Source organism: Rhodococcus sp. NPDC059968 (assembly GCF_042738615.1).
In the GTDB taxonomy this organism is placed as follows: domain Bacteria; phylum Actinomycetota; class Actinomycetes; order Mycobacteriales; family Mycobacteriaceae; genus Rhodococcus_F.
Genome location: NZ_JBHWUE010000063.1, coordinates 33,648 through 58,161, shown reverse-complemented (window position 1 = coordinate 58,161; position 24,514 = coordinate 33,648). Strand labels below are relative to the sequence as shown.

The window sequence follows — 24,514 nt, the reverse complement described above, 5'->3', positions numbered from 1 at the left end:
GAGCTCGACGTGTTGCCGTTGAATCCCAGTGGGAAGCTCGACCGACGGGCGTTGCCCGCGCCGTCGTTCGTCGCTCGGGAGTTCCGGGCGCCGACCAACCCCATCGAAGAGACAGTGGCCGCTGTGTTCGCAGAAATTCTCGGCCTCGAGGAGGTCGGACTGGATGACGATTTCTTCGCACTTGGCGGCAACTCGCTCGTCGCAGCGCAGGTGGTGTACCGGTTGAGAACCGAGCTGAAGACGGCTGTTCGGCTGCAGTGGCTCTTCTCGGATTCCACGACAGAAGCCCTGGCCTGTCGGATCGAGAGCGGTGTTATGGGCACGGACGAGGAGGGTCTCGGGGCGCTGCTGACGATCCGCGCGGGCGCGGGGACGCCGCTGTTCTGCATTCATCCAATTGTCGGATTGTCCTGGTGCTACTCCGGTTTAGCGAAATACCTCGATACCGATTTGCCGCTCTACGGCGTACAAAGTCCGTCGATTCTCGAGGAGAACTACCTGCCCGCGTCGCTCGAGGAACTGGCGGACCGCTATATCCGCGAGATTCGTCGCGTTTATCCCTGCGGTCCATACCGGCTGCTCGGCTGGTCGCTCGGCGGTGTCATCGCCCACGCGATGGCGGTGCATCTCCAGGCGGTGGGCGAACAGGTGGAATTGCTGGCCATGATGGACAGCTTTGTCGGGCCGAATGCGGGGGACGGGTCGGTCGACGACATCTCGATAAGCGAGTTGCTGGGCGGTTTCGGCATCGAAGAGGAGTTCGTGAGAACTGAATCCGGTCGCGGTCTCGACGATGTTACTGCCGGTCTGGCCGAGCTGACCGGGTCTTCCGTGGAACGAGTCGAATGGGTGCTGGGGCGGCTCCTGTCGGCGGCGGAGCGGAACTCGAGGTTGATGTCCGAATATCGACCCGCACGCTTCGACGGTGACATCGTGTTCTTCACCGCGGCAGCCGACGGAGAGCGGGCGGCCCAGGGTTGGGGCCACGCGGTCACGGGCGCGGTCCACGACCACGCCGTGCCGGCCACGCATTGGCGGATGACCTCACCCGATGCTCTTGCGGTCACCGGCCAGATCTTGAACGAGGCCCTGAGAGAGCAAACAACATGATGGGTGAGCCGGTCAGTTGCGGTCATCGACGCGCGCGAATCAGGGTTCGCGAGGATTCACGAAAAAACGGGCGTTCGCCTCGGCTGTCAGGAGCGCGTGAACGATGGATTATGGGTCTGGTGAGTGCCGCAACGGTTGCCTCGAGTCTGGTTGGGGTGGCCCCGGCGGGTGCCGACCCGCAGCGGCCGCAATCGACATCAACCGCATATGTCGACCACATCGACAAGATCGACGATCGCCGGTGGGACGTGTTCGTGTACTCCCCGTCGATGGATCGGGTGATCCCGTTGCAGGTGATCCGACCTTCCGAGGACAGTGCGCCGCGGCCGACGCTGTATCTGCTCAACGGTGCCGGTGGCGGCGAGGACGGCGCGAACTGGCTGAACCAAACCGACATTCTCGACTTCTTCGCCGACAAGAACGCCAACGTGGTGATTCCGGCCGAGGGAATGTTCAGCTACTACACCGACTGGGTGACGGACGACCCAGTACTCGGGCGGAACAGATGGACTACGTTCCTTACCCGTGAACTCCCACCGGTGATCGATTCGAAGCTCGGCACGAACTCGGTGAACTCGATCGCCGGCCTGTCGATGTCGGCCACGTCCGTGCTCGACCTGGCCATCGAGGCTCCCGGTCTGTACCGGGGCGTGGCCTCGTACAGCGGATGCGCGCAGACCAGCGACCCGCTCGGCCAGGCCTACGTCCGGCTGGTCGTCGAAGCCTTGGGTAATGGCGACGCGAGGAACATGTGGGGACCCTTCAACGGACCCGGATGGCGCGAACACGATCCCTACCTCGACGCAGAGGGGCTGAGGGGGCTTTCGCTCTTCATCGCGAACGGCAACGGACTCCCTGGACCACACGAGAGCCCTCTGCAGCCGCGGACTCCGCAATCTCCGCCGTTGCAGGATCAGATAGCGGTCGGCGGCGCGATCGAAGCAGCCACCAACGTCTGTACCTACCGGCTGGCGGAGCGTCTACATCAGTTGAACATTCCGGCGACGTTCGACTTTCGAAACAACGGTACGCATTCCTGGGGTTACTGGGAGGACGATCTACGTGCGTCGTGGCCGCAACTTGCCGAATCGCTCGGCCTGTCCGAGTAGCAAACAGGCCAGACGAGTCGCCCGGCGCCGAGCGCTCACCGCGCCAGCAGTGCCTCGCAGGAACGGGCCGCGCACGCGCACGCCTGAACCGTCGCCGTGTCGATCGTGGGCCGGCCCGCCTGGGACCGCCAGAACCGCAGGGCCGTCAGCGCGACGCGCGAGATCTGCTCCGGGGCGGCGTCGGCGGGCATGCCGAGGCGGGTGTGCGGCGACATGCCCTCGCCGCCGAGCACCCGCTCGAGCAGGACGACGTCCGCGTCCCGCAACTGCAGACCGCTGGTCCGCAGTCCCGACAACACCCGCAGTTCCCGGAACACGTGGGTGTCTGCGAGTAGCCGGTCGGCTGCCCTGCTCAGGCTGCGGCTCGCCGACGACGGGGTGCGGGCCAGCACGGCCTTCAGCGATCTGAGCGCCGAGTGCGCCTTCAGTTCGGTGCTGCGCTGACCGAACTGCAGATGCAGGGTGCGTCGGAGGTCCTCCAGGCCACTGTGCGCCGTCAGCTCGCGGGCCAGCGCCGGCGCGTCGGTCGCGCCCGCGCGAATCAGCCTGACCGCGAACCGGATACCGAACAGGCCGAACGCGTCGAGGAGGTCGCTTCGTTGCCGCGGCGACAGCAGGAGATCGGGGTCCTCGCCGGTGAACCGGCTGACCGAGCGCAGCGCGGACTCGAGTGCGCTGTCCGGAACGGCGGCGAGCACGGCGAGGTCGTCGAACTCGGTCTGACGCAGAGTGCGACCGCGGAGCGCGAGAAGTCCCGACACGGGGAGCAGGCTCCGCTGCACCCGGCGGCCCGCGTCGTCCGCGGCGGCCCGGGCCGCATCGAGGGTGCGTTCGCGACCGCCCTTCACCTCGTCGGCCCGCGACAGCACACCGACGATGCCGAGCGGACCCGCCGCGGTCCCGACCCGGGTCTGCAACTGATCGAGCAGCCGCACGTCCGCCCCGTCGGTGCCTCGGGTCAGGTAGACGACGGCGTCGACGTCGCACGGCCTGTCCTCGGGAAGGAGCAGCGCCCGGGTGCGCGCCGACACGTCCCGCGAGTTCGACGACGTTCCGGGAGTGTCGACGAGCGTGAACTCGCCGAGCAGCGCCGACGGCCACCCCACCTGCAGCCGCTCCACCCGATCCGCGGTCACCGTCCCCAGATCCAGCGAGAGCTTGCCTTCGTCCCGGTGCACGGGCAGTCGCGTCCGGCGTCCGGCGTCGTGGGTGAGATCGATTCGCGGCGTGGCGGACTGCTCGAACCACGTGACCACCCGGGTGCACTCGGTGGCGTCGGTGGGTGCGATCTCCTCGCCGACGAGGGCGTTGAGCAGCGTCGACTTCCCGGCCTTCAACGTGCCGGTGAGGGCAACACGCAGTGGCTCCTCGAGGCGGGCGCCGCAGTGCCGGAGTTCCTCGACGGTGGCGGGGTCGCCGCGCAGTTCGTGCCGCGCGGCATCGATCAGCTGACGGGTCTGGGAGCCCAGTCGAGTGACGCTCATGCCGCCACCTGCCCCGCGAATCCGGCGGCCTGCATTCGGATCTGCCGCAGCGTGTCGAGTTCCGTGCGGATCTGCGCCGACCGCGTCGCACGGTGATCGTCGTGCATCTTCGACGCGTCCGTCGCCGCACGTAGGGAATCGTCGACGGATCGGAGCATCTCGTTGGCCAGGTCGGTGAAATGGTCGCGCAGGACGCGCTGCACCTCGCGCAGCCGCTGCTTCGACTCCTTGCCCACCTGGAAGATCACGTCGTCCATCAACCGCGACACCGCCACCTTCGCCTCCGCCTGCCTGCGGGCGGTCCGCGCCTTACGATCCTCGCGATACGTGTTGGCGCCGAGCAGAACTCCCGCGCCGATCGAGAAGGGATTCACCAGTGCCAGGCCCGCGAGGCTCGTGACGAGTCCGACCATCAGCACACCGCCGTACGACCCACGCATGCTGGAGAGGACGCGTTGCGTGAAACCCTGCGCGCTCTCGAGAGACTCGAGGGTGTTGACCGGTTCGAGCACATGATCCACGTTGTCGATTCGCAGCGCGGGAACCGGGACCTTGCCGTCCTCGGCGAAACGTTGCGCGACCGAAAGGGCGAGGGCCTGCGAACGGGTGTGGGCCATCACGAAGTTCTCCCGCACACACGTCGCGATCTCGCCGTCGAGCCAGGAACCGAACTCCTCCCATCGCGGTGCCGGGTCGGACTTGCCGATATCCTCCTCGGCCGCGCGGATGACGGTGCGCAGACGATGACGCAAGTCGTGCTCGATGTCCGTCATCAACTCGATCGCGCCGTCGGCCAGCGTGTACTGCCAGTTCGCGGAGCGCTGCCGGAGCTGATCCGCTGCCGCGCGGGCCCGGGTCATCTGTTCGAGCAGCGCGGCGCCACGCTGCGGATCGCGCAGCGCATCCAGTTCGGCGCTCAACGACAGCGAGAGATGGTCGGCGACGGTGCGAACATCGGCGATCACCGAATTGCGGAGCACGACGTCCGCCTGTGCGACGACCTGATTGCGCAGGTAGTCGACCAGCTGCGGAATGCCGGATTCGACGTCGAGCGCGTCGTCGCCGGCCTCGCGGGCGTCCGCGTGCATCAGTGCGGACACCGGTAGCAGCGGCAGTGGTAGGTCAGCATTCTGCAGGTGGGTGCGGTTGGCCTTCTGGATGTCCGCCCAGCGCGGATAGAAGTCGATCTTGTTGACCACGCAGATCACCATCGGGCACAGCTTGTGGACCTGGGTGAGCAGAGCGACCTCGGGTTCGGTGTATTCCTGACTCGCATCGGACACGAACAGCACCGCATCGGCCGTGGGGACGAGTGCCAGGGTGTCCGCGGCACGGGCGGGCGCGTGACCGGAGAATCCGGGTGCGTCGACCAGCACCAGACCCTCGGCCAGCAGGTCGTGGGGGAGAGTGACCGTCGAATCCGGGTCCGACGCGACAGGCCCGTACTCGACGACTACCGGCTCGTGGCGGGACTGCGCCGCCGCCGACACGTCCGCATCGACGAGCGCACCTGCCACCGAACTGACACCCTTGTCGGTCAGGCCGAGCACCACGACCCGCGTCCGCGGATCGGCGAGACGAGACTCGGTGTGCGACAGCCGGCTCAGGAGATCGCCGCGACCCGCAGTTCGGGTGAGCGCCGCGAGCTGCGCCAGCAGCGCCGCCATCGACGCCGTGGTCTCGGCAGGAAGATTCGGGCGCGAAGGGGTGGTGACGGCTGGGGATTCGTGGGTGGCGTTCATGATCTCCGCAAGAGTGGGTGACGGACGGTCGGGAGAGGGGTGTGGCGGGCCCACGTGCAGGGGAGTCGATGGGCCCGCCACGTCGAGGTCAGAACACGTGCTGGTCGACGGTCGTCGTCGCAGTCAGGCTCTGATCGTGGGTGTCGAGAGTGGTGCCGGCATCGGTCGTCAACCCCGACGAGAGGCTCGTCGTGTTCGTCGCGTCGAGTGACGTGCCGGTGTCGAGCGCGGTGCTGGAGTCGAGCGCGGTGCTGGAGTCGTATGTGGTCGCCGTGTCGAAGGTCGTTGCGGTATCGGTCGCATTCGTCAGGTCGGTCGTCGTGGTGTGGGTGATCGCGCTGTCGGTTGTCGCGGTGTCGTTGCCGAAACCCGTGTTCGAGGACGTGTGATCCGCCGATGAGACATCAGTGGTCGCCGCGGTGGTGGTGACAGCCGTGGACGGGCTGGTCTCCTGGGACTGGCCGAGGTCGGCGGCCGGTGCCGTTGCTGCGGTGGTGGTCGTTGTGGCCGTGGTGGTCGCCTCCGGTGTCTGGGTCGCGGTGGCCGTCGCACGGTCGTCGGTCGCGGTGGACGATGCTGCCGTCGTCTGAGACCCGCCGAGATCCGCGGTGGGTGCGGTCGCGTTCTGCGTGGCCGAGTCGGACGCCGTCCCCGCTGCTCGCGTGCCCTCGTCGGCGGAGGTCGATGTGGGCTCCGAACTCCGCGTATTCTGCTGATCCGCAACCTGATTCTGATTCTGCGTGGATGTCGCGGACACGGACGCCGGTTCGGTGTTGGTCTGCCGGATCGTCGCGTCGAGGGGCTGCGACGTCACCGCCGCATCGGAGTGGGTCGATACCGGCGTCGCCGTGATCGGCTGGGCCCCGGACGTCGCCGTTGCCGGCGCCGCACCCATGGCCGGACTTGCTGCAGCAGGCTGCATGGCGGCGGGCGACGTCGGTGACGACACCGACGTCGTCGGCGCCAGAGTCGACGGCTGCGTCGCAACCGGGTTGCCCTGATTGAACGCGGGCTGAGTCGCGGAAGCGCCGGCCTGGTTCATCGACGACTCGCCGCGACCGGCGTTACCGAACGAAGTCGAGTGGCCGGCCTGTGCGTTCTCGTGGCCCGCGGCCGCTCCCGAGGCCGCCACGTTGTGGGTGTCGGTGCGTTCGTCGTGGTCGGTGGCGTTCTGGTGGTCCTGGTTGCTTGTGTCATGGCGTTGGGTGTCTTGACGGCCCTGGTCGGCGGTGTGGTCGTCGCGGCCGGGGTTTGTGTCGGTTTGGTGGCCTGTGCCGTCCCGGTCGCCGATATTGTCCTGGTGGTTGGTTTCGTCGCGGCCGCTGTTGTTGCGCTGTGCTTCGTGGCGGGATTCGTCGGACGGCTGCGAATTCTGCTGCGGCGCAGCGTGCTGAGCAGATTCTCCGACGGAGGGGTTCGCCGGGCGGAGGTCGCGCAGGAGTCCGTCGAGGCCGTTGCGCAGAAGGTCCGCCGCAGGGGGTGCGCCGCCCAGGTCGGGCTGCGGTGCCTGCACGATCGCGGCGTGCGGGGCGGGGACGTCGTGATCGAGGACGGCCGATGGGTGGATTTCGCTTCTCGTCATGAGTGCTCCTTCATCTCGGGGTTGCCCCCTTCGAGGCGACTGCCGACGACGTTATGGGCCGTTCCTGGGAAGACCATGGGAGTACGCTGCACCTTCCCTAGGGGCCCGCGAAGCCCACGTACACAGGAACATCGCAGGAAGCACACAGCGGTCGGCACAGGAATGCGGTCTAGCGTTTCGATCGGCAGGGAAGGCACCTGCCGTCACCACGGAACGGAGATCACGACATGCGGACATCGATGGGGATCAGTATGGGTTCCGACTCGTTCGTGTCCGCACAGATGCACAGTGAATCGCAGACGCACCAGGAGCACGACGGATTCACGGTGGTGCGGCACTCGGCCGAACTCGCGCTGTCGTCGAGCAGCCCACCCGCCCTCGGCCCACACCGTAGCGGACCGATTCCTCAGGGCAGCATCGTGTTTCGTGATTTCATCGACAGGGTCGGTGATCCCGTTCCGGTGATCGGCGACGACGGGACCCGGACCCCGGCCGTGCAATTGGTGACCACCGCGCTCGACTGCCTCATTCGCGGCCGCACCCCGGCGCTCGACCATGTGGTGGTCGCGGCTCCGGCGGCCTGGTCGGGATACGCCGTCGAGGAACTCGAGGACGAGTTCCGCCGCTGGGGTCTCCAGCAGAATCGCACCGTCACCGTGATCCCCGAAACCACTGCGGCACTCGCGTGGATCTCCCGGGTGGAGAAACTCGACGACTTCGCAACACTGCTGCTGTGCGACGTCGGGGCCCATTCCCTCGACCTGACCCTGGCGACGAGGCGCGGCGCCGATTTCGGCGTGGTCCGATCGACGCGGAGCACTGACTTCAGCGGAGACCACGCCGACCGGCTGCTGATGGGACATGTGGTCGAGCTCGTATCGAACGCGAACCCGGACGTCGACGTCGACGATCCCGCCCACCGCGGCGCACTGACCGAACTCGCCGCCCGCTGCCGGATTGCGAAAGAGCGGTTGTCGCAGGACACCTCTGCCGTGGTGACCGTCGAGCTTCCCGGGATCCGACGCCAGATACGTGTCATGCGTTCCGAATTCGAGGAAGTCATCCGCGGAGCACTCATCCGCGCCGCGAACATGGTGGCACGTGCACTCGAACGTCTCGCCGAGACCGGCACCCCCGTCGACGCTGTCGTCCTCCTCGGCGGCGGAGCAGCGGTTCCGCTCGTGACGGAACTGCTCTCGACGGCCTTGGACGTCCCGCTCGTCGTCTCACCCGAGCCGGCGACGGCGTCCGCCCGCGGCGCGGCGGTGATCGCCGAGCGGGCGTCGCTCCAACAGTCGGGTTCCCGGGTGATGTCGGCACCGGGACCGCGGGTGAAACCACCGGCGGCGCCGCGACCGATCGTGGCGGCAGCGTCCTCGCGCGTGCTGCCTCCGTCCGCATCGTCCGGGGCGCCGACCCTACGCGTCGCGCCGACCGCAACAGTCGTTGCGGCGCCGACCAGTGTGCCGGTGAGGAAGACACCGAGGTCGGGTATCCGGGGATGGATGGTCGCGGCGAGCGCCGCCGCGCTCGTCCTCCTCGGCGCAGGCGCGGCGGCGACCCAACTGATCGGCCAGGACGACACCCCCTCCGCGACGACCACCACAACCTCGTCCGTCGAACAGGCATCGTCCGCCGACGAGACTGCGCAGGACGACACCGTGCAGGAATACACCGTGCAGAACCCGGCGCCCGCCCAGCCGATGGGCGGCGGAACGCCGGGACGCGGCGGCACCGGACCGCGGTAGGTCAGATCTCGGCGAGTGCGCGAGCCGACAGTGAGGCCGTCACGGAAAACAGCAGCGCCCCCACCGATCACGGTGGGAGCGCTGCTGTTCACTGCTGTCGGCTAGCTCTTCCGGCCGGGTGCCTTCGCGCCTGCCTTGAAACCGAGTCCGCCAGGCTTGGCCGCTGGCGGAGCCTTCACCGTCTCCGGTGCCCTGCCGTTGGATCCGTCGCCGTTCGACTCCTCGACCTCCGGAGCCGCCGTCTCGGTTGCCTCGACCTTCGGGGCTTCAGCCGTCGGTGCCTCGGCCGTCGGTGCCTCGGCCGTCGGTGCCTCGGCCGTCGGCGCTGCGGCCTTGGGGGCTGCGGCCTTGCGGGCTCCGGGAGCCTTCGCGCCGCTCTTGAAACCGAGCCCACCGGCCTTCGCCGCCGGGGGAGCCTTCGCCGCCTCGGCCGCGGGGGCCTCCGGCGCGGAGGAGGTGTCGGCGACCTGCGGTTCGGCAGCCTGGGGTTCGGCGACTGCCGGCTCGGCCGGAGCGTCCGCGGGAGCGGCCTTCGCGCCGGGAGCCTTCGCCTTGCCCTTCATCTGCAGACCCTTGCCCGGTGCCTTGGCGCCGGACGCGAGTCCGAGTCCCTTCGGCTTCACCGCGGGGGCATCCTGAGCAGGGGCTTCCGCTGCGGGAGCCTCTGCCGCCGGTGCATCGGCAGCCGGAGCGGCGGCCTTCGCGCCGGGAGCCTTGGCGGCACCCTTCATCTGCAGACCCTTGCCGCCCGGTGCCTTCGCGCCGCCGGCGAGTCCGAGGCCCTTGGGCTTGGGTGCCTCCGCAGCGGGCGCCTCCGTACCGGCATCGGCCGGAGCGGGAGCAGCCTTCTTGGCGCCGGGAGCCTTCGCCCCGGGTGCCTTGGCCAGGCCCTTCATCGCCAGGCCCTTGCCCGCCGGAGCCTCCGTGGCGGCCGGCGTTGCAGCGGCCTCCTCGACCTCTTCGACGCGCTCCTTCTCGACGACCTCAGCCTTGGCCTCGGCCGCGGCCGGTTCGGCCGGCTTCTCGCGGGGGATGACCTTGATGTTCTCGCTCAGCTTCTCGGGCTCGAGACGCGTGATGGACGAGAGCATCAGCTGGGCGACGTCGACGACCTCGACGCCCTCGCCCTGGCCGGACTCCTGGCGAGCGGTGACACCGTCGGTGAGCATGACGCGGCAGAACGGGCAGCCGGTCGCGATCTTCTTCGGATCCGTGCTGAGCGCCTCGTCGACCCGGTCGATGTTGATGCGCTTGCCGATGTTCTCTTCCATCCACATGCGGGCACCACCGGCACCACAGCACATGGACCGTTCGCCGTGACGGGGCATTTCCTTCAGCTTGGCGCCGGAGGCCTCCATCAGCTCGCGGGGAGCGTCGTAGACCTTGTTGTGGCGGCCGAGGAAACAGGGGTCGTGGTAGGTGACGTCCTCACCGACGGACGCGACCGGAATCAGCTTCTTCTGGCGGACCAGGCGGTTGAGCAGCTGAGTGTGGTGAACCACCTCGTACTCCCCGCCGACCTCCGGATACTCGTTGCCGAGCGCGTTGAAGCAGTGGGCGCACGTGACGACGATCTTGCGCTTGCGCTGCTCGACGCCGTCGAAGACCGAGTTCAGCAACTCGATGTTCTGCATGGCGAGCTGCTGGAACAGGAATTCGTTACCTGCGCGGCGAGCGGAGTCACCGGTGCACGTCTCGTCGGCGCCGAGCACCATGAACTTGACGCCGGCGGTGGCGAGCAGCTCGGCGACGGCCTTGGTGGTCTTCTTGGCGCGGTCCTCGTAGGCGCCGGCGCAGCCGACCCAGAAGAGGTACTCGTAGTCCTCGAAGCTGTCTGCATCCTGGCCGAACACCGGGATCTCGAAGTCCATCTCGTTGATCCAGTTGAGACGGTCCTTGGAGTTCTGGCCCCAGGGGTTGCCCTTGTTCTCGAGGTTCTTGAACAAGCCGGCCAGCTCGGACGGGAACTCCGATTCGATCAGCACCTGGTAGCGGCGCATGTCGATGATGTGGTCGACGTGCTCGATGTCGACGGGGCACTGCTCGACACATGCGCCACAGTTGGTGCAGCTCCACAGCGTCTCGGCGTCGATGACCGGGGCCAGCTCGCCTTCGACGGTTTCGCCGACCAGCTTGCGCTCGGCCTCCTGGCGCGCGGCCTCGGGGATCGCGGCCAGCTTCGCCTCGTCCACGGCGCCTTCGCCGTTCACCAGGCCGACCTCGTCGCCGCCCATGTCCTTGCGGCCACCGGCCAGCAGGTACGGGGCCTTCGCGTAACCGTGGTCGCGCAGCGACGTGATGAGCAGCTTCGGGGACAGCGGCTTGCCGGTGTTCCACGCGGGGCATTGTGACTGGCAGCGACCGCACTCGGTGCAGGTGGTGAAGTCCAGCCAGCCCTTCCAGGAGAAGTCCTCGATGTTGCCGGCGCCGAACGTGTCGTTGTCGGGATCGGCGTCCTCCATGTTGATGGGCTTGCCCTGGGACATCATGGGCTTGGCCGCACCGAGGGCGACGTCGCCGTCGTCCTCACGCTTGAAGTAGATGTTCGCGAACGCCGCGAAGCGGTGCCAGGCGACACCCCAGGTGATGTTGCGTCCGACGACGTAGAGCCAGATCATGCCCGACATCAGCTTGACGAAGGCGAAGAACGCGACCATGTTCGGGCTCGCGGGCAGCAGCTTCGCGAGGTTCATCGTGAAGAAGTCGGTCCACGGGTTTGCGTGGCCGTAAGTGGCGATCTTGCCGGCCTTCACGAAGATCATGCCCAGGCCCTCGATGAGGACGACGGCCTCGACGAAGTACGCGGCCTTGAAATCGGAGCCACTGAAACGGGACAGCCGGGCGGGCACGCGGGGGTGGTTGAGCTGGCGGATCACGATCAGCGTGGTGATACCGATGACCGTGCCGAGGCCCAGGATCTCATCGATGAAGTGGTAGACGGCGGTGTTACCGACCAGCGGCCAGTGGAACGCCGGGTCGAATGTCTGCCCGTATGCCTCGAACCACACGATGGCTCCGAGCATGAAGCCGACCATGACCAGCCAGTGAGCCCAGCCGACGGTGCGGAACTTGCTCATGCGGGTGTGCGCGATGAACTCGATGCACATCTGCTTGAAGCGCGGGAAGAAGGGCCGCCATCGGTCGGGGGCCGACTGGCCGATCCGGACGACGTTGACCATCTTCAATGCGCCAGTGATGAAGGAGAACCAACATACGAGGCTCAGCAGCACGCCGATGGTGCCCAACGTGATCGTCAGGGCATTCATGTCGCGGCCTTTCGTTTCAGGGCGGCAGGGCGGCCACCTCGGGACTGCTCGTGATCCTAACGCTTGCTAAGTTACCCGTTAGTAACTTAAGTAGCCTACCTGTGGGTAACTTGCCGGTGTTCAGCGGGATATCTGCAGCTGGGGCGCCGATGGGGCATGTGGTGCATGCCACAATCGGACTTTCTCTTCGCCACGTTAAAGGGTCGGAATCGGGGCGTTCGCCCAAGGTCGCCCTAACTTCGGCCGACAGCCGCCGGAGGCCGTCCAGGCTGCTTCGTGAAACTGCTCCGGAGGTCGTTTTCGTCACGAATTCGAACCGGTTGTATTGCGGCCGGATAACGACGGCTAAATATTCTGCGGGCTCACGCCGGGCTGCCGAAAATCTTCCCGAGTGACGTAATTCATGGCGTGTAATTCGCGCGAATTACTCTCATCCGGTGCTACTGGCCGGTAACTTACAGGTGCGATGAATTTTTCGTCAATGAACATTTCGGCCGTGATTCCGCTGTTACTCTGAGCGTGTTTTCCGGCCCTGGCCAGCGGCCGCCCGGTTGGCCGAGCAGTGCACTTCGATCACACCAGAACTTCGTCGGGACCCTCCTGGAATGAGGCATCAATGATCGTGAGAAAAGCTGCAGTGACGGCAAGCATGGCGGTGGCCGCCATGGGTCTGGCCGCCGGGGTATCACATGCGGGACCGGTCGCAGCACCTGCTCCTGCGGCGCCTGTTCCGGCAACGGCCGCGCCCGCGGTTCCTTCGCTGCCGTTCCACGACGTCGCGTCTCGCGAGGAGAATGACAGGGCGTTCGGTCAGTTCGGTGCACAGGTCGGCATTGCCGTCACTGTCGGAAGCCTGATCGGAACCATTGCCGGGGCCGGAATCGGCTGTATTGCAACACTTCCCGCTGGTTGTGTCGCCGGACTCGTGACCGGAGCCGGTATCGGCGGGGTCGTCGGAACCATCGTCGCCGGCGGTCCCACTCTCGGGGTCAGTGCGTACCAGTTGTGGGAGACGTACAACGCCGCTCCAGGGACGTCGATCTACGCGGACAGGGGCGAGTAGAGCCCTCGCCTCACCGCCCGGCCCCGTCGTGACTCGTACGGCGGGGCCGAGTCGTTTGTGCAGGGCCACCCGCAAGGAAACCGACCGGTTCCCCGCTTTGTGTCTGGATAACTGAATCAGTGACCGGTGCCATTCTTGGAATTCAGTCTCGGTGCCGCCCGAGGGCATAATTTCAAAGCCCCTCGCCGACTATTTTCCGAGCGCTTTTCTCGACTCGTGACTCAATTGGGATCTTTTACATCAGCAAGTTACTGTTTAGCAACGGATGGGGTTGGACTTAAAAGGGGAACCGAATGAAGTTGCGTCGAGTCGTCACGACATCGGCTTTGGTGGCGAGTGTCTTCGCCCCAGGATCCGGGATTGCGGCTGCTGATCCGGCTGAGCCTCAGGGGCAGATCGGCTACGAGACTCGAGTGGAAGATCGTGCCGTCGTCACGAAGATCGACGCGGGTGCTTTCGTGGTGTCGTCGGACGGGCAATCTGTTGCGCTCGAAGACGGCGCCGGAAATGCGGTTGTCTCGCTGCCCCTCGCGTACCGCTTCGATGGTCTGCAGTTCCCCTTCGATGAGAAGGTCAGCGAGGACGGCAAAACTCTCACTTTGACCCCGGTCGTCGATCGCGCGAAGGCGACGCCGATCGCCGACGCTGACTTCCCGCTGGGCGACGTTGCTTCGGTCGAGGAAAACACGCGTGCGCAGACTAATTTCGGTCAGCAACTTGCACTGGCCTCGGCAGTCGGTGGGCTGGCCGGCACCGTCGTCGGAGGCGCGATCGGATTGGTCGGACTGATTGCGGGGCCCGTCGCGCTGGCGACTGTCCCCATATTCGCGGCAGTCGGCGCGATTGCCGGAACTGTCATAGTCGGTGGGCCGACGCTCGTCATCGCGGGTATTCAGCTGGCCCAGACTCTGACGGCGCCCGATGGAACCACGATCTGGGCGAAGAACGGCAAGAGCGCGAAGTAGCTGGTTGTAGGGGCGCAGGCGCCCAGGAGAGGTGTGAATATCCATGGCGGAACTGTTTGGCATCCTGGCCGACATCTTCGGTTACGTGATCACGATCGTGACTGTCGGACCGAAGCTGTTCTGACGACTTCACGGGATGTGAGCCGGGCTTCCGGCACCCCGAAGTGGGTGAAGTAGCCGCACCCCCGCAGTACCTCGGACGCCGCCCGCCTCCCCTCGGAGGCGGGCGGTTCGTCGTTGTGCGCCTCGCGGGAGTGAACCTCGTCACACCGGCGGAGCTGACCTGCCGGGCTAGCCCATGCTTAGGCTAACCTTCGTCCGTCACAGCGCTGCTCTCGAAACGGATCTCGATGAACCTCCGACGGTTTACTGCCATAGCCATGCTCGTCGTTGCGGCGATGGGCGTCGGGGCGGCCACGTCATACGCCGATCCGGCCGCCGCACCCCAGCCGGGTGCGGCACAGGGCATCCCGAACATCAACTACCAGACCGCTCGCGACGGTGACGCCGCTGTGGCCACCCTCGACGCCGGTGCCTTCTCGATCAACGCCACGAACGACACCGTCGACGTGGTCGACGACGGCGGCCGCGTCGTCGCCTCCATTCCCACGTTCTTCCGGGTCGACGACCTGCAGCATCCCTTCGCCGTAGCGGTCGACGAGTCCGCTCGCGTCCTGCGACTCGTCCCGAACATGGATCCGTCGGCAGCGACCCCCGTCCCCGTCTCGGAACGGCTGACCCTCGACGACGTCGCCGCACCGCAGGACAAACAGGAACGCGACGACCGCGCACTCGACGACTTCCAGCAGCAACTCGGAATCACGAGCGCGATCACCGCGATCGTCGCCGCCATCATCGGCGGGGCGATCGGCTGCGCGATCGGCATCATCCCCGGGACGGCTGCGCTGGTGATTCCGTTCCTCGGCCTCGCCGGGCCGGTCGCCGGGTGCATCGGAGGTGCGCTGATCGTCGCGCCCGTCGTCGCGCTTGCCGGCACCATCGTCGTCGGCGGCGGCGCCCTGGTGGTTCTGGGCATTCAGTACCTCAACACCATCAACAGCCCGTTCGTCGCACCGGAACCCACGGCATGAGCGGCCGGTTCGCACGGAACCTGCGGGCCGTCACCGGAGCAGCGTTCCTCGTCGTCGCTTCCCTCGGGATCTCCGCCGGGACCGCACACACAGCTCCACTGACGCAGCAGGATTCGTCCGACATCGGCTACGAGGCACACGCCGAGGGCGAGTCCGTCGTCACGTCGATCGACGCGGGCGCCTTCCGGATCACCGACACCCGGGAAGCGATCGAGGTGGTGGACGACAGCGGCAAGGTGGTGGCTGCACTGCCACTGACGATTCGAGTCGGCGACGCCGTCTATCCGATCGACGCCGACCTCGACGGGCGGACGGTGACGCTCACCCCGCACGTTCCCGCCGACGTCGCGTCGTCACTGAAATCGGTTGCGCAGGACGGATTCGACACTCAGGAAGAGCGTGACGACTCGGCGCTCGCCGACTTCAACAGCTACCTCGGCTACGCGACGCTGATCGGCGGCCTGATCTTCGGTGTGATCTTCGGCGCCGTCGGTCTCACGGTCGGGTGCGGCCTGTTCGCCGTGACCGTGATCGGCACGCCGGTCGGGTGCCTCGGCGGGCTGCTGGCGGGATTCGCCGCCGGCGGACTGGCCGGAACCATTTTCGTGGGCGGCGCCGCACTGGTGATCCTCGGAATCCAGTACCTCGTCACCATCAACACGCCGTTCGTTCCGCCCGTGCCCGAGCCCACCGCCTGATCAGTTCGCGCGCGCTCGGTAGCGGTCGAGAAAGGCCGCGACCCCGGCGAAATGGTGTGCGGCCCTGCGTGGGTCGTCGACACGGAGAAGGCCGGAGGCGTCCAGTCGCGCGAACGCGTCCGCCAGTGCGTGCTGGACCCGGCGCGGTCCTGCCTCCTGCCCGGCGTCGAGCGCGGCCTGCGGGAAGTGGGCCAAGACGTCGGCCTCGGTGTGGCGATGGTGCCGATTCCGGCGGGGGCGTAGCCGTCCTCGTGTCATACAGCGGGATGGGCGGGGGACTCCTTTGGTGGGGCACCACCCTGCGGGATGCCCGGGCGGTCCGGCCCTACGCCGCCTGAGCGGGTTACCGACGACAGCGGCCCGCCTCCCCGAGAGGGAAGCGGGCCGCTGTCGTCCGTGGAGTGCGTTACGAGGTGCGCACGCGCAGACCCGGGTTCTCGGCCAGTACCTCGTTGATCGGCGTGGCGAACAACTCGGGGCTCTCGCCCAGGACGAACGTGACGACGTCCGCGACCTGGCAGACCGGGTACTGCCCGACGTTGGAGGCGCTCGAGATTCCGAGGGCCAGCGTGCCCGTCACGATCGTGCCGCCGCTGTCGCCCTGCAGGGCGCACATGCTCGTCGAGAAGCTGTCGGCCAGCGTGCGCTCACCGACCGAGACGGTCTGCGCGACCGACGTGACGCGACCGCACGTGAAACCGGTGGTCAGACCCGACTTGCACACCGGGGCGCCGACGATCGGGTCGGCGGTTCCGGTGATGGCGACCGGCGCTGCGCCGGGAACCCGGACGCCGTTGTTCTCGAACCGGCGTGCGGCGCTGTCGTCGGCCCGGATGATCGAGTAGTCGTGGATGTCCAGGCTGGTCTTGGCGAAGGTGCCGATCCGCGGACCGGTGCCACCCGGGACCAGGGAGAACGCCTCCGACGCCTCCGAGGTGCCGGCAGCGGCCCGGTTCGGGTCGCAATGTCCTGCCGTGATGTTCACCGGCCCGCCCGAGCTGTCGGTGCCGTTGAAACCGAGCGAGCAGCGCAGCCCGACTCCGCCGCCGAGCGAGCCGTACGCGTCGCCGCCCAGCAGGGCGTCGGCGGGAAGCGGTTCGGCGATGGGCGCGAGGTCGGTGGACGGCAGCGGAGCGGCCGTGGCAGGCGACTGCACGACGCGTGCGCCCTTCAGGAAGTCCGGAAGCTGCAACCCGCCCACGTTGTCGGCGCGGAGCACGAGATCGTTGTTCACGATATCGATGGCCACACCGCGAACGAGATCCGCGACGGCGGGCGGCTGGGTGTCCAGCCATCCGTCGAGCGACTTCACCTGAGCCTGCAGGCTGCTCTCGCTCTGTGCCACATCCTTCACCTGGAAGCCGGCCTTCTCGGCCGCGGCGACGGCGGCGTCCTTGTCGGCACCGTCGGCGAGCCCGACGATCGGGGTGCCGGCGTTGTCGAGCCAGGTTCCGGCGAACGCGTCCGGGAACTGGATGCGTGCGATCTTCGCGAACTCGGCCAGCTTCTGGCCCAGCTCGGAGTGCTCCAGGTACTGGTCCGGGCTCAGCGACAGATCACGCTGGATCGCGTCGATCAGTTCCGCGGGAAGCCTGGCGGCCTGGCCGGACACTCCGGGCTCGACCGGATCGGCCTGAGCGGAGGCGGCGACCGGGCCGAGGAGCAGCAGCGCGGCGGAGCCGAACACGGCGGCACGACGTGCGATGGAGCTTCGCATGGGGGCCTTTCTGATGTTTGTTTGTTCGCAGTTGCCTCGCGGGCGCATACGAATACGACCCCCCGACAGGTAAGGCCGTACACAGTCGGAGTCGACTATATGGGTTCGCCCCGTCTATTCCCACCTGTAACACTCCCGGTGGACGACGCAGCTGGACAAAGCGGACACCACGCCTGAACACACCTGTGCCCGATGTCCGAGCGGAACGGACACCGGGCACGGGTGAAGCGGTGGAGAACTAGTCGGAGATGGTGCGCACGCGCATCCCGGATCCGATCGTGTCCACGATGTCCGCGACGGGGATGCCCAGGCTGGCGGTGCCACCCTCCGGTGCCAGCACCAGGTTCGCCTCCGTGCAGTTGGGGGCGCCACTGGCGTTGGAACCACTGGTGATACCCAGCGCGAGGGTTCCGGTGACGATGGCGCCGCCGCTGTCACCCGCCAGAGTGCAGGCCGTGCCGGCGAAGCCGTTGACCACGCGGCTCGAACCGTCGGCGACGAACAGCTGCGTCTCGACGTGATCGGCTGCCACCACGCCACACGTGAACGACGACGTCTGACCCGACTTGCAGATCGGGGCGCCGACGACGGGCCGGGCGGTGCCGGTGATTTCCAGCGTGGTGCCGTTCGCGCCGCGAACCGCGGGACGGTCCAGACCGGCCTTGACGCCCGCCTCGTTGAGCTTGATCACCGAGTAGTCCAGCTTGTCGGCCGGGTTGCCCACCGACGACTTCGAGAACGCGCCGATCTGCTGGCTGTCGTCGACGTTCTGGTGATTGGGGAGGAACACCGGCGACGGCTGACCCTCGGCGGGGTTGCAGTGTCCGGCGCTGATGTTCACGGCCTGGCCGCTGTCGTCCACGGCGTTGAAACCCAGCGAGCAGACGGAGATCTCCGAGATCGGCGTCTTCGGCAGCTCACCCGCGGTGGTGATGTAGGTGTCACCGGCGAGGGGACCCCTCTCCACCGGACCGCCGCCGCCGGGGCTCAGCATGACCTTGACGTTGGCGAGCAGCGTCGGCAGGTTCAACGCCTGGCCGATGGGGCTGTTCACGACGTCGATGACGACGCGGTTCTCGAGGACGTCGATCGACGCTGAGTTGACCTGGGAAGCCACGTCCTTCGGCAGTCCCGCGATCCAGCCGTTCACGTCGGAGAGGGTCTTCTCCAGGCCGTTCGCGGACACGGGCGCGATGCGGGTGGTGTACCCGGCCTTCGCTGCGGCGTCGGCGGCCTCGTTCGTCGTGACCGCGACAACGGGCTGGCCGTCGAGGCCGATCCAGGCGCCGGCGAAGTCGTCGGGATGCTGCTCCCGGAAGTCCTCGGCGTAACTACCCAGCTCCTGTGCCTTCGCGGCGCGGTCGAGGTACTCCTGCGGGCTGATCTTCAGGTCGCGGGTGATGGCCTCGACGAGTTCGGCCGGCAACTTGTCGGCGCTCAGCTGAGTGGTGTCGGGCTGCGTAACAGGGTCGGCCTGGGCGGCAGTGGAAAACGGGAAGAAAAGAAGCATTGCCGAGGCGCCTACAACAGCGGCGCGGTGCGCCAGCACGTTACGCATGAAATCCCTTCTGCACGGAATCCGTTCACTGAGGATTCCTTCTGGGGTGGGTATCAGCGCCCCACCTTAAGCTACGGACGAGTCAGACGGTCCGGGAGGTGTGACTAGAGCCTCACTCACCTGGGCTTTTCAGAGCCGGCTTCGCGGTCGTCGTCGTGGTGGTGGTCGCGGCCGCGGGTTTCGTCGTCGTGGTCGTCTCCGGCGGAGTCGTTGTCGTGGTGGTGGTTGCTGTTGCGGTCGTCGTCGGCGTGGTCGTCTGCGTGACCGTGGTGATCGAGGGAAGGGTGATCTCCGGCGTCGTCGAGGGCGGAGGCGGCGGCACGAACACGGATGTCGTCTCCACCGGTGCAGGCGGGGGAGCGACCGGGATCGGGGCCTCAACTTCCGTCGTCACGGCCACCTCCTGCGTGCTCGCAGTCGGGAAGACCGCGGGTGCGGCAGGCGTGGGTCGGGCGCTCGACGTCGTCACCGACGCGGTCTGGGCGTCCTGGATCGACGGGACCGCGGTGCTGCCGTTGCCGGTGAGCGCGAACGCGAGCGCCCCGCCGGCCACCACCAGCGCGGCAGCGGCGGCACCCGCGATGATCAGCGGCCGACGGTCCGTGCGCTTGGCGGGTGGGTTCGGGGCGCTCGCGGCAGCGGACGCCTCGGTCTCGGCGGGCGGATACGCGTCGGCGGCGGCGGCCGCGGCTGCGGGCACGGCCGTCACAGCGGAGTACGCGGTGTGCATGGGGGCCTCGACGATCGGAATCGACTCGGTGTCGGCGCTCGTGTCCTCGTCGGTCAGTGCCAGCCCGGCCGCCAGCAGTGCCGCGCCGTGGGCCGGGGACTCCGGCGAGGCGGCGAGCGCCACCGACTCCGGGACGAGAGTCGCCTCGCCCAGACCCATGTAGTCGAGGGATTCGCGCAGCTTCGTCACGATCTCCGGCGCCCAGTCCGACGGATGGGTCGCGGTGACCTTCACCGTCCCGGACGTTCCGTCCGCGGCCTCCCGGAACAGACAGAACATCGCGGTCGCGACGAGGTCCTCGGCGCGGGTCAGTGAACCGGCGTACTCGATGCCCGCGGGCTCACCGACGCGGCCCAGGAAGTCGCGGACGGCGCCGGTCGATTCCGTGCCGGGGTCGCCGAGCTGAACCGTGCCGTCCGGGGCTGTGAACAGCACGGACGGGTGTTCGATCGTCCTCACATCGGTTCCGGAAGCGGTCACCACCGCTGTGGAAACCGAATCGCCGACGGTGAGTCCGACTCCGGTGGTCATGAAGATCCTTACTGGCACAGTTCGAGGGAGTGCGTCACCGCACCATGTGCACAGTGTGTCGCCTGCCGAAGTCGAATGGTTACACGGGGCTGCTGCGCCTCCGGCGCCCGTGAGTACTTATCAACCGCCCGCGGTTAATAAGTACTCACGGGTCAGGAGTCGGCGGAATACCCGTGGCCCATCGCACGCAGCATCGACAGCAGCTCCGACCGCGACCCTGCGCCCAGCCGCCGCCGGATCCGGGCCACGTGGTGCTCGATCGTCTTGGCGGAGATGTAGAGGCGTGACCCGATCTCCCGGTACGTCAGCCCCTGGACGAGCAGTTCGGCGACCTCGGCCTCGCGGTCGGTGAGCGACCCCGGCGTGCTCGGACTCGACACGACCGCGGAGTCGGCGCCGCTGCCCACGGACGTCGGTTGCCGCAGGGCCCGCGCGACCTGCAGGAGAGTGGTCGCGACCCTCGTGTCGGACGCGCGCAGCGCGGCTTCGCCCGCGAGGCGCGCACCGTCCCACGGCAGGCCGATCCGGTCGAGGGTGCGGGCCGCGTCCTCGACGGATGCGGCGTCGATGTCGCCCTGAAGCACGCGCAGCCAGGCGCGACCGGCGGTGGCGAGCCCGGACGCGTACGTGCTGACCTTGGCGGCCTCGCCGAGAGCGCGGGCGTGGGGCATCAGGTCTGCGGGGCATTCGGCGAGGATCGAGGCCTGCACGCCGTACCAGTGCAGCGCCGATCCCCACATTGCCGGCTCGCCGAGCGTTCGCAGCAACGACTGCGCGTCCTCGACGAGGTGGGTGATCCGGGCGGGTTCGCCGACCCGGATCGACGTCAGCCACAGTTCGCCGAGCGGCAGCAGGCTCAGCAGGTCCACCGAGTACTCGGCGAGGACGCCCTGCGCGCCCGCCCAGGCCTGGAGCAGCGCCGCATTGTCGCCGGTGCGCCGGGCCAGCCCGACCCGCAGGCCGTGGACGAACAGCAGATCGCGCTGCCGCATCGACCCGGCGTCGAGGCTGTCGAGCCGGGACTGCGCCGCGGCGAGGTCGCCGCGGACCATGGACGTCCAGGCGGTGAGCAGCTGATGCCGGTTCGCGGTGACACTGCCGGGCCGTTCGGCGCCGCGTGCCCGGGCGAGGACGGTGTCCGCGTGGGCGAGTTCGCCGCAGTGGAGGGCGGCGAGGGCGGTGATCGCGGCGGGGGAGTCGGGCAGCACCCGTGGCCGGGACGCGCGTCCGGGCAGCGACAGCGCACGCGTCAGTGAGTTCAGTGCCGCGTTGGCGGACGCGGTCACCGACTGGACGAGTCCGGTCGCGACGAGTGCGGCGCCGGCGGTGGCGGCGGTGGGGGGTGCGCCCGCGCTGGTGGCGAGGACGGCTTCGGCGTCGTCGAGTCGCCCCGCGACCACCAGGACGGAGGCGGCGAGGGAGGCGTCGGCGCCCGCCCGGTCGGCGCCGAGCCAGGCGTACAGTTTGGCGCTGCGATCGATCATGCCGCAGAACGCGGCGCCTGCGGCCGAAATCCTGACGGCCGCAGCGAGTGCCGGATCGGCGACGGTGCCGGACCGTTCGAGGACCGAATCGGCCAGGCCGACCGCGGTGTCGAGGTCGCCGTTCAGGGCGCAGGCCTCGGCGTAGGCGACGACGGCGCTGTCGGCGAGCCTGCCGACCCGCCCGGCTTCGGCGTATAGCGCGACGGCGGTGGCCGGTTCGGCGAGTTCGGCCTGGGCGCAGAGGAATTGGCTCAGTTCGTCGCTCGGTGTGCCGGTCGCGGCGACCGCGCGGGCGACGGGAAGCGTGAGCGTTCCGCCGTCGACGTGATGGGTGAGCAGGCGGCGAGCGAGCGTGTTCAGCCGGTTCTCGCCGAGCGTTGTCGTGAGATGCGTGTGGTCCGCGAGAACCAGCGTGTCCCGTTCGTCGACCCAGCCGTCCGAGCGGAGCGCGTCGACAGCGGCACGGGCACGGTCGGGTTCGACGTCGAGTACTCGGGCGACCACGGTCTCGTCGAGGTCGCTGCCGAGCAGAACCAGTGCGAGAGCGGACAGTTGCGGGCCGTCGAGCTCCGCGAGTTCCGTGGGAGGAAGTGGTGAGGGCAGCGTGGACACCGGCGCCCTATCCGCCGTTGCCGAGGACGCCGGGCACCAGGCCGGTGACTCCGCCGACGACGCCGCCGACCGTGTCGCCGACGCCGTTGACGGTGTCACCGACCGCGCCGGCACCGCCGACGATGGTGTTGGCGATCGCGGCGCCGCCGTCGGTCTGGGGAACGCTCGGCGCCGGTGCCGGTGCCGGTGCGGGGGCAGGTGCGGGAGCCGGTGCCGGGGCCGGTGCGGGAGCCGCGGCCGCCGGAGCCGGTGCGGTGCCGGGCGCTGCGGCAACCGGTTTGGCCGCGGCCGGTGCCACGGCGCCGGGTGGGACGGTGCCGGGTGCGGCGACCGGAGTCGCGACGCCGGCCGCGGTGCCGGGGACACCGGTCGCGGCGACGACGCCTGCAGCTTCGGCGCCGGGTGGGACGGCGCCCGTCGCGGCGGCCTCGGCCGGAGCACCGGACGTGGATGCCGCGCCCGCCGACGTGCTCGACGACTGCGAGGTGGTGGAACCCGAGCTGGATGCCGGTGCGACGTCGAACACGGTGCCGAGCGACAGCCCACCGGCGGCGAGCACAGCGATGGCTGCGGCGGAGGCGGCGATGATCCCGGCCTTCTTCTTCCGCGACATGCCGGTGCGGACGGGCTCGGCGAGGGTCGGCGCGGGGGTGCGGGCGGCGAAGACGACGGTTTCGGCATCAGCCTCGACGTCCGGGGCGACGGCGGGCGCTGCCGCAGCCGGCGCCGCGGTGGGGACGACGACCGGCATCCGCGCGACGGTCGGGGCGGCGGCGCGTCCCGCATCCTGGTCGGCGGCGATCAGGGCAGCGCCCAGGGCCGCGGTATGGCCCGGACGTTCGGCCGCGACGACGGGAACACGCAGTTCCGCCGACAGGAGTTCGGCGACCAGCGGGATCGCGGCGCTTCCGCCGGTGAGCACCACCTGGGTGACGTCGCTGGATTCGAGGCCGGCGGCGTGGATGCTCTCGCGCACCAGCGTCACCGATTCCTGCAGGGACTCGCGGATGAGGTCTTCGAGTTCCGAGCGCACCAGCCGCACGTCGGTGGCGATGCCGGGCAGTTCGATGCCGATGGTGGCTTCGGTGTCGGAGGACAGTGCCTCCTTCGCCGCGGTGCAGCGGGTCCGCAGCCGGGTCAGGGCGGCGACCGTGTCGGGGGCGAACGGGTCGATGTCGCCGAACTCCTCGGCGACGTTGCCGAGGACGTACTGCATGGTGGCGTGGTCGAAGTGGGCGCCACCGAAGTCCTCGGACCGCACCGGCTTGCCGAGGACGCCGGTCTCCGTGCCGTGTGCGTCCGAACGGAACAGGGTGATGTCGAGCGAGGTGCCGCCGAGGTCGTAGATGACCGTCAACGCGTCGCCGAGGGTGCCGCGGGTCCGTTCGAGCCACGTCATCACCGCCTGCGCCTCCGACACCAGGGTGGCGTCCGTGACGCCGGCCTGCTCGAGCGCGTCGGCGAGGACACCCACGGTGTACGGCGGCCAGACGGTCGGGTGGGCGACGACGGTGGTCGGGAGGCCGTGGCGGCCCGACGCGGCCTCGTGCACGATGCAGCTCACGGCGGTGGCCACCAGGTCTTCACCGGAGTAGGTCGAGCCGTCGTCGGTGAGGATCCCGACCGGGTCGCCCACGCGGTTCGCGAAGTCGGACACCGTCACCGCATCGGGTTCGCTCGTGTCGTCGCCGAGGACGGGAGCGCGATCGGGGGAGAGGTGGAGAACACTCGCGCGGGACAGGACCGTGAGGTCGGCGGCATCCGTCACGCTCGCCCCGTCCGTGTCGACGGCGGCCACCGTATTGACCGATCCGACACCGATGCCGAGCGCTGCAGCCATGTTCCACTCCTGTGGTCCGGGCGGGCGTCACGCCGCCTGCGTCAGGCGGACGGTGCCGCCGTCGTAAATGACGGCCGAAGCCGTCGTGGTCACTCGAATTGTCGCGTGGAGCGGCCGTTTCGTTACGCGACGCCGCTGGTTGACGGCAGTTACGGGGCCGATCCCCTAATGGCCCCCTATCCCC

Annotated in this window: 17 protein-coding genes; 7 read left to right on the top strand and 10 right to left on the bottom strand. The window is 68.4% G+C overall.

Annotated features, from left to right (window positions below):
• Together ACFWAY_RS36475 and ACFWAY_RS36470 are read left to right on the top strand one after the other, a co-directional pair.
• A partial coding sequence (locus ACFWAY_RS36475; protein WP_378513941.1) for a thioesterase domain-containing protein occupies positions 1–1,110 on the top strand: 1,110 nt, incomplete at its 5' end.
• Positions 1,111–1,220: 110 nt separating this feature from the next.
• Positions 1,221–2,219, top strand: a complete 999-nt coding sequence (locus ACFWAY_RS36470) for an alpha/beta hydrolase (RefSeq protein ID WP_378513940.1) — start codon at positions 1,221–1,223, stop codon at positions 2,217–2,219.
• A gap of 35 nt (positions 2,220–2,254) precedes the next feature.
• On the opposite strand, the gene ACFWAY_RS36465 is transcribed toward ACFWAY_RS36470, so the two are convergent.
• From ACFWAY_RS36465 to ACFWAY_RS36455, 3 genes are all read right to left on the bottom strand, one after another.
• Complete coding sequence (locus ACFWAY_RS36465; RefSeq protein ID WP_378456200.1) at positions 2,255–3,703, bottom strand: dynamin family protein; 1,449 nt, start codon at positions 3,701–3,703, stop codon at positions 2,255–2,257.
• A complete protein-coding gene (locus ACFWAY_RS36460; RefSeq protein WP_378513939.1) occupies positions 3,700–5,445 on the bottom strand; it encodes an Isoniazid-inducible protein iniA in 1,746 nt (581 codons plus the stop codon). The genes ACFWAY_RS36465 and ACFWAY_RS36460 overlap by 4 nt, the downstream gene beginning before the upstream one ends.
• A gap of 88 nt (positions 5,446–5,533) precedes the next feature.
• Positions 5,534–7,027: a hypothetical protein gene (locus ACFWAY_RS36455; protein WP_378513938.1), complete on the bottom strand. Its 1,494-nt coding sequence runs from the start codon at positions 7,025–7,027 to the stop codon at positions 5,534–5,536.
• Positions 7,028–7,278: 251 nt separating this feature from the next.
• Here ACFWAY_RS36455 and ACFWAY_RS36450 point away from each other — a divergent pair, with 251 nt between their 5' ends.
• On the top strand, positions 7,279–8,775 hold the full coding sequence (locus tag ACFWAY_RS36450; protein ID WP_378513937.1) for an Hsp70 family protein: 1,497 nt from the start codon (positions 7,279–7,281) through the stop codon (positions 8,773–8,775).
• A gap of 101 nt (positions 8,776–8,876) precedes the next feature.
• Here ACFWAY_RS36450 and ACFWAY_RS36445 read toward each other — a convergent pair whose 3' ends face one another.
• Positions 8,877–12,041, bottom strand: a complete 3,165-nt coding sequence (locus ACFWAY_RS36445; protein ID WP_378513936.1) for a heterodisulfide reductase-related iron-sulfur binding cluster — start codon at positions 12,039–12,041, stop codon at positions 8,877–8,879.
• 616 nt (positions 12,042–12,657) lie between these two features.
• Here ACFWAY_RS36445 and ACFWAY_RS36440 point away from each other — a divergent pair.
• The 4 genes from ACFWAY_RS36440 to ACFWAY_RS36425 all read left to right on the top strand — a co-directional run bounded on the left by ACFWAY_RS36440 (position 12,658) and on the right by ACFWAY_RS36425 (position 15,858).
• On the top strand, positions 12,658–13,104 hold the full coding sequence (locus ACFWAY_RS36440; RefSeq protein ID WP_378451518.1) for a hypothetical protein: 447 nt from the start codon (positions 12,658–12,660) through the stop codon (positions 13,102–13,104).
• Positions 13,105–13,397: 293 nt separating this feature from the next.
• Positions 13,398–14,069 carry an ammonium transporter gene (locus ACFWAY_RS36435; protein ID WP_378513935.1) on the top strand — a complete coding sequence of 224 codons (672 nt, stop codon included), beginning with the start codon at positions 13,398–13,400 and terminating at the stop codon, positions 14,067–14,069.
• A gap of 380 nt (positions 14,070–14,449) precedes the next feature.
• Positions 14,450–15,160 (top strand): hypothetical protein, encoded by a 711-nt coding sequence (locus ACFWAY_RS36430; RefSeq protein WP_378513934.1) that lies wholly within the window; start codon positions 14,450–14,452, stop codon positions 15,158–15,160.
• Entirely contained in the window at positions 15,157–15,858 is a 702-nt protein-coding gene (locus tag ACFWAY_RS36425) for a hypothetical protein (RefSeq protein WP_378513933.1), read from the top strand. The genes ACFWAY_RS36430 and ACFWAY_RS36425 overlap by 4 nt, the downstream gene beginning before the upstream one ends.
• Here ACFWAY_RS36425 and ACFWAY_RS36420 read toward each other — a convergent pair whose 3' ends face one another.
• The 6 genes from ACFWAY_RS36420 to ACFWAY_RS36395 all read right to left on the bottom strand — a co-directional run bounded on the left by ACFWAY_RS36420 (position 15,859) and on the right by ACFWAY_RS36395 (position 24,330).
• Entirely contained in the window at positions 15,859–16,116 is a 258-nt protein-coding gene (locus tag ACFWAY_RS36420) for a TetR/AcrR family transcriptional regulator C-terminal domain-containing protein (protein WP_378513932.1), read from the bottom strand. It lies immediately after the preceding gene.
• Between the two features lie 148 nt (positions 16,117–16,264).
• Complete coding sequence (locus ACFWAY_RS36415) at positions 16,265–17,575, bottom strand: S1 family peptidase (RefSeq protein WP_378451513.1); 1,311 nt, start codon at positions 17,573–17,575, stop codon at positions 16,265–16,267.
• Between the two features lie 238 nt (positions 17,576–17,813).
• Positions 17,814–19,133 carry a S1 family peptidase gene (locus tag ACFWAY_RS36410; protein ID WP_378513931.1) on the bottom strand — a complete coding sequence of 440 codons (1,320 nt, stop codon included), beginning with the start codon at positions 19,131–19,133 and terminating at the stop codon, positions 17,814–17,816.
• Positions 19,134–19,245: 112 nt separating this feature from the next.
• The gene (locus ACFWAY_RS36405; RefSeq protein WP_378513930.1) at positions 19,246–20,394 is read right to left on the bottom strand and encodes a hypothetical protein; all 1,149 of its coding nucleotides are present in this window, start codon (positions 20,392–20,394) and stop codon (positions 19,246–19,248) included.
• 152 nt (positions 20,395–20,546) lie between these two features.
• Positions 20,547–22,490 carry a LuxR C-terminal-related transcriptional regulator gene (locus tag ACFWAY_RS36400; protein ID WP_378513929.1) on the bottom strand — a complete coding sequence of 648 codons (1,944 nt, stop codon included), beginning with the start codon at positions 22,488–22,490 and terminating at the stop codon, positions 20,547–20,549.
• 7 nt (positions 22,491–22,497) lie between these two features.
• Positions 22,498–24,330, bottom strand: a complete 1,833-nt coding sequence (locus ACFWAY_RS36395) for an Hsp70 family protein (protein ID WP_378513928.1) — start codon at positions 24,328–24,330, stop codon at positions 22,498–22,500.
• Positions 24,331–24,514: the final 184 nt, after the last annotated feature.